We start from the raw sequence: 11785 nt of genomic DNA, 5'->3' as shown, positions 1-11785 counted from the left end.
GGATTTTTCCTAAGCCAAATTGATTAATTCTTATTTTCACTCTGCCAGCAAGAGTTTTATTGCTTTTGTTTTGTTCAGATCGATAAAATAAACGGGCTAATACCAGGATGCCCAGAGATTTTCAAGGGAATGAATTTTCTTATAAATATTGATAACAATCCACTCTTCGCTAAGGGTATTGTCGGTTTAATTCATAGCGCCATTAAAGAGTGTAATATTCCCTCACCTTTTGTGACGTTTGATTTCAGTGCAGAGAATATACATAAAGCGGATTTTATTTTCATGACCGTCTGCGCGGGAGAGTACCTTCTGTGCTTTAAAGATTTAATCAACAGAAAGAAATCGGTTAAGACATTTATCTTTGTGGGTAGTGAGACTCTTCCCGAAAAACGTAGCCTGCCGGACTGTATAAAGAATGCCTGTTTTTTCTCACAGAAGGCAAGTCCAGATGACGTCTATCAGGCACTGGTCAAGGCATTGCGTGGCGATACGACTGGCCGTGAGAACTGCAAAAGCGCAAGTAAGAATTCTTACTCCTGCATTAAGTGTAATTACAGAGCCCTCTCCTTAACCCAGGAAAAGGTCGCCTACGGTCTTAACACCTGCCTCGATATGAAGGATATTGCTGAACAAATTGGCATCACCTATAAAACCGCCGTAAGCCATAAAAAGAACATTATGAATAAATTCAATCTTAACAATAAACTGGAACTCTATGACTTCATCGCCCAGTACCATAAAAGAAAATACTGATTCTTATTATGGAGTCTGAAATGCTTTGTCGACTCAATCATGCGCTCCACACTGATGATATTAATCTTAAATACCAACCTGTCTATTCTATACTTACCGAAAAGATCGTAGGGTTTGAAACATTATTGCGCTGGCGTGATCCATATTTCGGCCACGTCTGCCCTGAAACAGTAGTGGCTTTGGCGACTAAAAATGGATTAATGCATTCCGTTTCAGCCTATGTCATTAAAAAGGCAATTTCAGAGATGCGCGAAATAATTAAAGCACATACGCTTTTTTTAAGTCTCAATCTCAATCCCGCGGATCTTATTTCAGTTTCATTTAAGAACCTGCTCATTACTGAGCTAGCACAGCAACAGCTCTCTCCCTCTTCCATCATGCTGGAAATCACTGAAATGCCCTGCAACGATCTTATGGCTCTTAATAAGGGTGCAGTGACGCTTGCAGAGAAAGGCTTTCGCCTTGCACTGGATGACTTTGGTAAAGGTTGTTCTGACGTCGAGCGACTACGCAGCCTGCCGGTTTCTGAGGTCAAAATCGACCGGGCTATGACTCATCATCTGTTTGCCACCGACAACACTGATGCACGGGTGATGTGCGACTCACTTTACCAGGCACCCTATCCACTCATTTTTGAAGGGGTGGAAACGCAGACGCAGCTGGCATGGCTTGCAAAGCGCTTTCCGCGCGCGCGCGTACAGGGATGGTATTTCTCAAAAGCGGTGTCGATAGATGGCGTACGGGCCTTACTCGGCGAATCCACCGCCTGAGCTGGACGCTGAAAAGCAAAAAGCCTGCTCAAGTTTCCCTAAGCAGGCTTCTCAAATATGGCTCCTCTGACTGGACTCGAACCAGTGACATACGGATTAACAGTCCGCCGTTCTACCGACTGAACTACAGAGGAATCGTGTGAACGAGGCGCATATTAACGATGCCTCCTGCCCTTGTCAAAGGCTGTTTTCACAAAAGCGATCGTTTGCCGATTTATTCTCCACTCTGTGGGAAAATGAAGCGGTTACGTTTGATCGTGTCGCACTTTTGGGTATTTCCACAGCCAACGGCCGCTGACCATACGCCAGTAGAAGAGGACGCCGCGCACCGCCCAGTCGAGTACCATCCCGAGCCAGACACCGACCACCCCCATCCCGAGCATAATCCCGAGCGTGTAGCCTGCCACGACGCGACAGCCCCACATACCGAGCATCGACACCCACATGGCGAAACGGGCATCACGTGCACCTTTCTGGCCCGCTGGCAACACCCAGGATGCCGCCCAGATAGGCATAAACGCAGCATTGAGCCAAAGCAGCGTCTTAACCACCTCTTTTACATCTTCTTCATGGGTGTAAAACGAGGCCAGCAACCCGGCAAAGGGTGCAGTACTCCAGGCTATGAGCGTCAGGACAATGGTCGATAACCAGAACACATGGCGCAACTGCCGTTCGGCCTGCCCCCTCTGCCCCTTGCCCAACCGCTTGCCGGTGATAATGGTGGACGCTGACCCGAGGGCATTGCCCGGCAGGTTGATCAGCGCTGCGATCGAGAAGGCGATAAAATTCCCGGCGATAACGTTAGTCCCCATCCCTGCCACAAACATCTGCGTCAGCAGCTTGCCGCCGTTAAACAGCACGGATTCGATACTGGCCGGAATGCCGATCCCCATGACTTCCCAGATAATCGCGAAGTTCAGCGGTTGGAAATAACTTTTCAGGGTGATACGCAGCGCCGGGTTAAAGCCAATCATCAGCACCCAGATAATCGCCACCGCGCCAATATAACGGGAGATAGTCAGCCCGAGCCCCGCGCCGGCAAAACCCATTCCCGGCCAGGAGAAGACCCCATAAATCAGCATGCTACTGATAATAATGTTGAGGATGTTCATGCCGCCATTAATCAGCAACGGGATCTTCGTGTTCCCTGCACCACGCAGCGCACCACTGCCAATCAGCGTAATAGCGGCCGCCGGGTAGCTCAGCACCGTAAGTTCGAGGTAGGTCAACGCCAGGGCTTTAACCTCCGGTGTCGCCGCACCGGCAATAAAGTCGATGATTTGCGAACCGAAGTAGTGGATGACCGCCGCCAGCAAAATGGCAAACAACGTCATGATCACCAATGACTGACGCGCTGCCGCCCTCGCCCGGCGTTTATCAAGCTTGCCGAGGCTGAAGGCCACCACGACGGTCGTCCCCAGATCGATAGCCGCAAAGAATGACATCACCACCATATTGAAGCTGTCTGCCAGCCCCACCCCGGCCATGGCTTCTTTACCGAGCCAGCTCACCAGGAAGGTGCTGAGCACGCCCATCATCAGGACGCAGGTGTTTTCAAGGAAGATAGGTACAGCGAGCGGGGTGATTTCTCGCCAGAAGAGGACTTTGTAGCTCTTGCGTTTGGCGTACCATGGCGTGCGCATGACGGCCTGGCGTATAGGGGCGACGACGTTCAAAATTGACCTTAGAGAGAGAAAGATGAAACTTCATTTCAAATGATGGGGGAGAAAAGCTGATCCTGCAAAGCATTTCCAAAAAATTGTAGGTAATTACAGCAAACTGCCTTGATTTGCGGCAGTTGCACAACTCCCGGGGAAATGAGGTTTGACAAAAGTTTTTTCGCCGCTAAGATACGACTCCACACCGATTCCTCTGTAGTTCAGTCGGTAGAACGGCGGACTGTTAATCCGTATGTCACTGGTTCGAGTCCAGTCAGAGGAGCCATATTTGAAAAGCCTGCTTAAGGAAACTTAAGCAGGCTTTTTGCTTTTGGGGCTAAAAAAGCCCCAGCATAAAACTACGTCGCCTTGCACAACGGGCAATTGTGACAATACTCCACGGGCTGCACCGCTTTGTAATAAAAACAGCAGGTGCGACGAAAGCGCACCATCTTGCCCTTCGCATCTTTTTGCAGAGGTCGACGAAAGCGCTTGAGCGGGTTCCACGGCAGGCCAAACAGTGCCGGGTCGGCCTCTTCAAGCAACCAGTCAAAATCCGCCTGCTGGCGCATCTCCTGCTCCGCGTTAAGCCCTTCCATCCGCCCCTGGTATAACGAATAGACCCGCACGGCGGTGTTTTCCCACAGGATTTGCTCCGGCAAACCACTCACCTGCGACAGGTTTTGCCATAACGGTGCGAAGAACGCTTTGAATAGCGCACTGACGATGCCTTCTCGCCATGCATCGCGCGAGCCGGGGGCGTAGCTTGTCGTGATAACGTCGACCGGCAGCGACGACGTCCACAAACCGTTATCGTGCGCATACTCCAGTCGCGTTGTGTTAAGCGATAACGGCAAACCTTTATCAAACACGCTCATCGCATAAAGCACATTGCCGGACGCCAGAAATGCCACTCTCTTGGCGAACAGCGAGGCAGCAATGGCCAAATCCGGCGCACCGGTAAGTGGCATCACCCGTTCCAGAAACACGCGGCAGGCTTGCGCATCCCGCAAGTCACCACCCGCTACGCTGCGCACATCGGCCTCAGAAAGTGAACGCAGTCGAAAGGCGTTGTGCAGATACAGACGTTCCTCATCCGTCAGCATGCAACTCTCCCGGGAAAGGAATACACAGCGGCGTATGGAAGAAGGGGTCATCTATTATCCGGCAGTGCAGGTTAAACACGTCTTTGACCAGCGTTTCGGTCATCACCTCCTGCGGTGCGCCCTGCGCATAAACCCTGCCCTCACGCACGGCCACCAGATGATCGGCGTAGCGGCAGGCCAGATTCAGGTCGTGCAGAACCATCACAATGGTTTTGCCCTGCTGCCGGTTCAGCCCTCGCAACAGTTCGAGGATCTCTATCTGGTGCGCCAGGTCGAGGTAAGTGGTGGGTTCATCCAGCAGTACGGTTGGCGTCGCCTGGGCCAGGGTCATAGCTATCCACACCCGCTGGCGCTGCCCGCCGGATAACGCATCCACCGGGCGATGCTGCAAAGCCACCGTTCCGGTCAAACGCAGTGCATCATCCACCTGCTGTTCATCTTCCTCAGACCACTGGCGTAGCCAATTCTGATAGGGGAAACGCCCGAGACTCACCAGTTGACGCACGGTGATGCCCTCCGGGGCAACGGGAGTTTGCGGCAAAATAGCCAGTTTTCGGGCAATTTGCGCCGTGTTGCTAGCGTGAATATCCGTACCGTCAAGAATGACCGTACCTGACTGTGGCGCCAGCAGACGCGCCATGGCTTTTAACAGCGTGCTTTTACCGCAGCCGTTACTGCCAATCAGCACCGACACCTTTGCCGCCGGCAGGGCTAAATCCAGCGAATCGATCACCTGCCGCTGTTGGTAGCTGATGCTCAGCTTTTGCGTTGAGAGAGACACATTTTCCCCATCAGTTACGTTCGCTGCCGGATAAGCAGCCATAAAAAGAACGGCGCTCCGGCCAGTGCGACAAAAATCCCGGCCGGAAGATCGGCGGGTCGAAATAAGATTCTGGCAAGCAAATCAGCCATAACAACCATGCTGCCACCGCAGCAAAGGGTGACCAAGGCCTGGCCGAAAAAGCCGTTACGCACCACGAGTCTGGCAATGTGTGGGGCAATCAGGCCGACAAAAGCCATTGCCCCGACCACGGCGATGGCCCCGCCGGAGAGCACCACACACCCGAGCAACAACAGCATCCGTAACGGAAGCACCCGCACGCCCAGCCCTGTCGCCAGTTCATCGTTCAGTTGCAACGTTTTCAGGTAGCGCAGCAAAAAAATGATCAGCGGGAGCGCCCAGAGATAAATCGCCAGCAGCCGCTGTACTTTGTCCCATGTGGCGGCATAGACGCTGCCGCTCATCCACACCCAGGCAGAAAAGGTGGTGGTGAGTGGACTGAATACCAGCACCAGCGTAACCACCGCCCCCGCCAGCGCCGATACACCGCCCCCGGTCAGGATCAGACGCAAAGGCGTGAGCCCCTTTCGCCACGAGAGCAGAAAAATCAGCCCAATGGCGCTCGCCGCACCCGCCATCGCCGCCCAGGGCATCAGCGCACTGCCGTATTGCAGACTGAAAAACGAGAGCCAAATCAGCGCACCGGCACTTGCCCCGGTGGTGACGCCGAGCGTATCCGGCGAGGCCAGCGGGTTTCGAACCAGGGTTTGCATGATGAGTCCGGCCATACCTAACCCGCTCCCCGCCAGCAGCGCCAGCACCACGCGCGGTAAACGCAACTCATGCAGAATAAAGCTTTGCGGACTGGCATCAGGCTGAAACAGCAACCGCAACGTCTGCGGCAGCGAGAGCGCCACATCGCCCGTGCTCAGTGCCACAAGCATAAGCAGTAAGGTGATGACTATGCAGCCCAGTAAAAGCGGCAGTAAACGCCGGGAGTACTGACGGGAAAGCGGTCCCAGACGGAAAAGGTGGCTATCCGGCATGATTCCCCCTGCGCTGCGCCAGCAGAATAAAGAACGGTGCGCCCATCAGTGCCGTCATCACCCCGACCGGCACTTCCTGCGGCAAAATCACCACGCGCGCGGCAATGTCCGCCACCAGCAGCAGCAAGGCACCGAGCAAAGCGCAGGCCGGGAGTGACTGGCGCAGGTCGCTGCCAAATAACTGTCGCGCAATGTGCGGCACTATCAGCCCGACAAAACCGATATTACCCGCCAGCGCCACGGCACTACCCGCCAGCCCGACCACCATAATACTTGCCAGCAGTCGCACCAGGGCGATGTTAAGCCCGAGCCCACGGGCAATGTCCTCACCTGCGTTCAGCACACTCATCTGCCCGGCAAACAGGCAGGCCACCACCACTAGCAGCACACCGGGGAGCAACATGGGATAGAGATGCTGCAGATCGTTTCCGGCAAGGCTGCCCGCCAGCCAAAACAGCATGGTATCGAGCGTCTCCTGGTCGATAACCAGGACAGCCTGGGTAAAGGCATTACAGAGGGCAGTAATGGCAACACCGGCCAGCACCAGACGCAGTGGGTTAAGTTGCCCTTTGCTGACACGGCTGGCAAACCAGACCAGCGTGCCGGTGGCGCACGCCCCCGTAAACGCCAGCATCAGGGTGCCCCACGGGGAGCCAATCGCGAACAAACTGCCCACCAGCACAATCATTAACGCCGCACCTGCGTTCACGCCAAACAGCCCTGGCGAGGCCAGCGGGTTACGGGTTAACGCCTGCATCAGCCCGCCCGCTACGGCAAGAAAGGCCCCTACCCCCATCGCCAGCAGCGTACGGGGCAAACGCGAGCTGCGGATGATGGTATCCACCGCACTGGTCGGGTCCGCATGAAACAGTGCGTTCGCCAGTTGGGCGAGGGAATAAAACCGCGTGCCCGTCATCATACTCACCACCGCCATCACCACCAGCAGCAGGCCACAGAACAGAAATCGTCCCTTCATACTCGCCCCCGGAGCAGCGCCTGTTCCACATCATTAAGGATTTGATTCGCGCCAAGAATGCCGCCGGATAAGCTCCAGGGCACACTGTCCACGACCCACAGCTGCCCGGCTTTGACCGCCCGCATCTGCTGCCACAAAGGATGTGCCGTTAATGTTTGATATTGCCGGGCGATTGCCGGACTGTTAGCCCGCAGCAAAATGAAAAAGATATCGGCATCCAGCAAGGGGATGTTCTCCATGCTGGAAAACCGCAGAGAGGCACTGCTCGCCTGTGTCGCCTGCGCATTCCAGGTGAAGCCAAGCTCAGACATCACCGATCCCGGAAAGCTTTGTGCGACGTAGCTACGAATATGATCAGGGCGCACTTCAATCACCGAGACCTGCGGCCGGTTTGCCGCTGTAAAACGCGTCTGCATCAGCGTGCGGAGCGCGGCAACACGCGTACCCCAGTGCTGAAGCAGTTGCGCCGCGGTGCTTTGCATCGCCAGATTTTCCGCCACCACCGTCAGCGTTTTCTTGAATTCGAAAACATCCTCCAGCAGCGCAACAGGGGCAATTTTTTGCATCAACGGCGCAATATCCTGGTGACGAAAGCGGGAGGCAAAAATGATGTCGGGTTTGAGCAACACAATTTTTTCCAGCGCGGGCTGCGTCTCGAGCCCAAGTTGCGGCACGCCGGAAAGCTGTGGGCGCAAATAACGGTAAACCGGTTTTTCGGTCCAGGACTCGACAATGCCGGCGGGCGTCACACCCAGCGCGGCCAGGCTGTCGGTCGCGCCCTGGAAAAGTGAAACGGCACGCGGCACGCCGGGTTGTCGGGCTAACAATCCGGGCGAAAAGCCGCATAACAGCAGCGCCTGCAGGTAACGACGGCGCGCAAGAGAGAATGTGTGTTCGTTTTTCATCATCAAAGAGACCGCCCCTGCGAAGGGGCGGTTACGATCAGAAGTCGACACTATAGCCAAGTGTGGCTGTACGTCCTCGTCCCGCAAAATAGCGGTCCGGATCGACAGATGCACTCTGGGAATAGTACGTAACATACTGCTTGTTCAGCAGGTTAGAGATACCGAGCTTCACCTGGCCGTAAGGCAGTTTGTAGCCAACGGCGGCATCCACCAGCGCATAGCCGGAAAAGTCTTTCTCCTCGTCATCAAACTCTTTGCTGAGCGCCCAGTTAGCCTGCAGGAAGGTGCTTAACTCAGCATTCCAGTTTGCAGACCAACTGGCGATGATGCGATCCGGGGAGATATTCAGGCCATCAAGTTTTGCATCCAGGCTGCCGTTATCATCACTGTCATAACGACCGCGCATGTGCGACCAGGCTAACGTCAGTTTATGATCCGCATTAGGGCTGTAGCCCGCGCTGACTTCCACGCCATCGATTTCCGTTTTTTCGCGGCGGGCAACAAACGCATCGTTAACCAGTTCCACGCGACTGCCCAGCTTCGAGGTGGATTTGTAGTAACTGGCCTCAAAATCAAACGGCGCTTGCTGGACACGGAAGCCAACTTCACTGTTCTTGGTGACGATCGGTTGCAGGCCGTTATAGTCATTCAGCTTCACTCCCGGTGTGTCGATACCGCGCAGTACGCGACCAACGTCCGGCACGGTAAAGCCTTCACTGTAGCTGGCAAACAGGCTGAGCGGCTCAATCGGCGTCCAGACCACACCTGCGTTGTATAACGTCTGGTCGAAGGACGGGGTGCCGCCCTCCACTTTCACGCGGTCATTGGCCCATACCGTCTGGTAACTATCAATGTTGAGTCGCGCATATTCATAACGCACGCCACCGCTTAATTTCACTGACTCAACAGGTGCGTATTCCAGTTGCAGGAAAGGAGACAGGTCGGTGTAATTAATTTCCGGTACATAGGTGCGCCCGGTGGACCACAAATCCTGCTTCGAGTTATCAAACAGGGTATCGAAGCCGACCGTCGCTTTAATGCGGTTGTCCCAGATATCATCCTTGGTCAGGGCGATTTTGCTGCCGTACTTGTCGGTATACGCCCGGCTCTGATCGTACAGGGTGCCCATCGGCGCAATCGCAGGGTCCTGGAAAGACGAGGAGTTGGTTGCGCCAAACAAAGCTTCATACCGCTGATAGTAGGCCAGTGCTGTCAGTTTCATGCCCGCGAGGTTGTAGTTATCGTAGGTGGTGCCTACCGTCCAGACATCGTTGTGCGGCGCGGTGCCCTCCGGGTTGCCTTTCACCGAGGTCGTCAGCACCCCGGCATCGCGATCGCCCGTTACGCTGACGTAATTATCTTTGTTTTTCAGTCGATAACGATTGAGGCTCAACTGAATGCGTTGATCGTTATCCAGCCAGTATCCTACCTTCGCCAGCATGTCCCATGCCCGGGAATCCATCAGATCCCCCTGGGTGTTATCGACGCCAATGGCGTGATTATCCGCATCTTTAAATAGCCCCTGGTCTTCATAGCTCAGGGCGAACAGGTAGTCGAAGTACTCTTCGCTGCCGTTGATGCTGTAGTTGGTTTTATAAGCCAGCGTATCGCGGTCAAACTCCGCCGTAGGGGTGGTCGTTTCCACACTGAAATGCTGGTTTACGGTGCCCGGTTTTGCCCGTTTGGTGATGATGTTAATCACCCCCCCCGTTGCCCCGACGCCGTTGCTGGCGTTCGCCCCTTTAATCACTTCAATCCGCTCAATCATCGACGAATCAATGGTGTGCATTTCACGCCCGGTCGGACGCAACGGGTTCGACTGCGGGATCCCGTCAATCATCACCAGCGGTGTGCGACCGCGAAGCGTTTCTCCACTGCCGGACATTTTCTGCCGTGAAGGCGAGAAAGACGGCAGTAAATTACTCAGGATTTGCGAGGTGTCCGAGGTGATTTGCCGCTGTTGGGCAATCTCTTCTTCGCTGATGACCTTAATGACCTGGGGAGAATCATTACGCGAACCTTCGGTACGCGTTGCGCTAACAATCAGTTCATCATCACTGCTTGTCGCATCCTGCGCGTAAAGCGGCGACGCAAAGAGCAGTGCCATCGCGCCGTATAAAGGGGAAAATCTCATGCAAGCAACCCTCAATCATTAGTCCCCATCTTTCCTGGGGATCATTCCGTAAGAAAATCAAATAACAACAATAAGAAACATTTTGATAACGATTATCAATATCAAAAATGAATTGTAAAGTGCAGATACGAATTTTGAAGGATTAAGCGACTCACGTTGCTCACAGGTGAAGCCTGGCAATTGGGTGTGATTTGCGGCTAAAAGATGTGTTATATCAGGAGCGGTGAAACAACGGTGCTATTGTAGAAACACTTCCGTTAAACATGCCGGAACCGCTGGCAACCTCTCTTTCATCAGGAGAACACCTATGTCTGAAGATCTCACCATTGCGCTTATTGGCCCGGGTGCTATCGGCACAACCATTGCCGCCGCACTGCATGAAGTTAACCGCACTCCTCTGCTCTGCGGGCGCACCGCCCATCCGCGTTTAATTCTGCGCCACGACGAGGGGGAAGTGGTGGTGCCAGGTCCGGTGTTGACCACCCCGCAGACTCACGGCCATCCGTTTAAGCTGGTATTTGTCGCAGTAAAAACGACCCAGGTTGCTGACAGCGCCCACTGGTTGTCTGCGTTATGCGACGACAATACCGTTGTCTGCGCGCTGCAAAACGGTGTTGAGCAAAAAATGCAGCTAGCGTCTTACGTAAATGGCGCACAGATACTGCCTTCGGTGGTCTGGTTTCCGGCTCAGCGCGAACCCGATGCTTCCGTCTGGCTGCGTGCAAAACCACGCCTGACGCTACCGGATGTGCCACAAGCTAAGCGGGTGGTGGATGCTCTGAGCGGTACACGCTGCACGGTCGAACTCTCAGCAGATTTTGCCTCCATCGCCTGGCGCAAGCTGCTGCAAAACGCGGTTGCGGGTCTGATGGTCCTGTCTAATCGCCGGGCCGGGATGTTCTCACGTGGCGATATCACTGAACTGGCGTTGGCGTATTTGCGCGAATGTCTGGCGGTCGCACGGGCAGAAGGTGCAGTACTGAACGACAGTGTTCCGCAGGAAATCGTTGACGGTTTTCATAAAGCACCTGCAGATTTAGGCACTTCTATTCTCGCCGATCGTCAGGCCAATCGAGCGCTGGAATGGGACATTCGCAACGGCGTGGTGCAGCGTTATGGTCGAGTTCATAACCTACCAACGCCCATTAGTGACGTGGTGGTTCCGCTACTGGCCGCCGGGAGCGAGGGACCAGGTTGAGACATCGCACAACGAGCGACTTTATTCCCATGGTTTTGCGCGTTATTCTTGCCCAATATGTTTAACGCATTGACTGCAGGGGAAAAATGGAACGCTTATTTGTCTACGGTACGCTACAGCCTGGGCAGGCTAACGCACATATTCTGGAAGAGATTGGCGGTGAATGGCAGCCTGGTTATGTGACAGGCACCTTTTACGATCGGGGCTGGGGAGCAGCGGAAGGTTTTCCCGGTATTGTGCTGGATGAGAGCGGGCCACAGGTACATGGTTACCTGTTTATCTCCGACAAACCTCAGCACACACTGGCCAATGCTGGATGAATTTGAAGATGGCTACGATCGTGTTGAAGTGGTGGTCACCACCGAAGAAGGCCGGCAGTTCAGCGCGTGGATTTATCAGTTACAGCCGCAATAACCTTTGTACTCAAGAAAACTGCCCCGCAGTCAGCAACCTTACGG

At 54.4% G+C, this 11785-nt stretch carries 11 protein-coding genes, 2 tRNA genes and 1 pseudogene; 5 read left to right on the top strand and 9 right to left on the bottom strand.

Going from position 1 to position 11785, the window contains the following annotated elements; all coding sequences use genetic code 11:
• Nucleotides 1-129: 129 nt before the first annotated feature.
• Nucleotides 130-753 carry a LuxR C-terminal-related transcriptional regulator gene (locus tag AC5JPW_RS15225; protein ID WP_494241622.1) on the top strand — a complete coding sequence of 208 codons (624 nt, stop codon included), beginning with the start codon at nt 130-132 and terminating at the stop codon, nt 751-753.
• A 20-nt stretch (nt 754-773) separates the two neighbouring features.
• The gene (locus AC5JPW_RS15220) at nt 774-1523 is read left to right on the top strand and encodes an EAL domain-containing protein (RefSeq protein ID WP_494241620.1); all 750 of its coding nucleotides are present in this window, start codon (nt 774-776) and stop codon (nt 1521-1523) included.
• A gap of 58 nt (nt 1524-1581) precedes the next feature.
• Here the strand turns inward: AC5JPW_RS15220 and AC5JPW_RS15215 are convergent.
• The 3 genes from AC5JPW_RS15215 to AC5JPW_RS15205 form a co-directional block, all read right to left on the bottom strand.
• Nucleotides 1582-1657 (bottom strand) — tRNA-Asn (locus AC5JPW_RS15215).
• A 111-nt stretch (nt 1658-1768) separates the two neighbouring features.
• Nucleotides 1769-3223 carry an EmmdR/YeeO family multidrug/toxin efflux MATE transporter gene (locus AC5JPW_RS15210; protein ID WP_494242364.1) on the bottom strand — a complete coding sequence of 485 codons (1455 nt, stop codon included), beginning with the start codon at nt 3221-3223 and terminating at the stop codon, nt 1769-1771.
• A 69-nt stretch (nt 3224-3292) separates the two neighbouring features.
• Nucleotides 3293-3385, bottom strand: coding sequence for a DUF5951 family protein (locus AC5JPW_RS15205; protein WP_494241618.1), 93 nt, complete (start codon nt 3383-3385; stop codon nt 3293-3295).
• A 6-nt stretch (nt 3386-3391) separates the two neighbouring features.
• Here AC5JPW_RS15205 and AC5JPW_RS15200 point away from each other — a divergent pair.
• A tRNA-Asn gene (locus tag AC5JPW_RS15200) sits at nt 3392-3467 on the top strand.
• Nucleotides 3468-3540: 73 nt separating this feature from the next.
• On the opposite strand, the gene AC5JPW_RS15195 is transcribed toward AC5JPW_RS15200, so the two are convergent.
• From AC5JPW_RS15195 to AC5JPW_RS15170, 6 genes are read right to left on the bottom strand one after another with little or no spacing between them, the layout of a single operon-like run.
• Nucleotides 3541-4287: an IucA/IucC family C-terminal-domain containing protein gene (locus AC5JPW_RS15195; protein WP_494241616.1), complete on the bottom strand. Its 747-nt coding sequence runs from the start codon at nt 4285-4287 to the stop codon at nt 3541-3543.
• Complete coding sequence (locus AC5JPW_RS15190) at nt 4274-5068, bottom strand: ABC transporter ATP-binding protein (RefSeq protein ID WP_494241615.1); 795 nt, start codon at nt 5066-5068, stop codon at nt 4274-4276. Before AC5JPW_RS15190 ends, AC5JPW_RS15195 begins: the two co-directional genes overlap by 14 nt.
• A 14-nt stretch (nt 5069-5082) precedes the next feature.
• Nucleotides 5083-6114 (bottom strand): FecCD family ABC transporter permease, encoded by a 1032-nt coding sequence (locus AC5JPW_RS15185; protein ID WP_494241613.1) that lies wholly within the window; start codon nt 6112-6114, stop codon nt 5083-5085.
• Nucleotides 6104-7090 carry a FecCD family ABC transporter permease gene (locus tag AC5JPW_RS15180; protein ID WP_494241611.1) on the bottom strand — a complete coding sequence of 329 codons (987 nt, stop codon included), beginning with the start codon at nt 7088-7090 and terminating at the stop codon, nt 6104-6106. The genes AC5JPW_RS15185 and AC5JPW_RS15180 overlap by 11 nt, the downstream gene beginning before the upstream one ends.
• Entirely contained in the window at nt 7087-7998 is a 912-nt protein-coding gene (locus AC5JPW_RS15175; protein ID WP_494241610.1) for an ABC transporter substrate-binding protein, read from the bottom strand. The genes AC5JPW_RS15180 and AC5JPW_RS15175 overlap by 4 nt, the downstream gene beginning before the upstream one ends.
• A 34-nt stretch (nt 7999-8032) precedes the next feature.
• A complete protein-coding gene (locus AC5JPW_RS15170) occupies nt 8033-10129 on the bottom strand; it encodes a TonB-dependent receptor (protein WP_494241608.1) in 2097 nt (698 codons plus the stop codon).
• Nucleotides 10130-10436: 307 nt separating this feature from the next.
• On the opposite strand from AC5JPW_RS15170, the gene AC5JPW_RS15165 reads away from it, so the two are divergent.
• Both AC5JPW_RS15165 and AC5JPW_RS15160 read left to right on the top strand, forming a co-directional pair.
• A complete protein-coding gene (locus AC5JPW_RS15165) occupies nt 10437-11327 on the top strand; it encodes an oxidoreductase (RefSeq protein WP_494241606.1) in 891 nt (296 codons plus the stop codon).
• A gap of 86 nt (nt 11328-11413) precedes the next feature.
• Nucleotides 11414-11741 (top strand): annotated as a pseudogene (locus tag AC5JPW_RS15160) (gamma-glutamylcyclotransferase family protein).
• The last annotated feature ends 44 nt before the right edge of the window (nt 11742-11785 follow it).

This window comes from Phytobacter sp. (assembly GCF_059074235.1).
The sequence above is the reverse complement of the archived record's forward strand: the minus strand, read 5'-3'. Positions and strand labels throughout refer to the sequence as shown.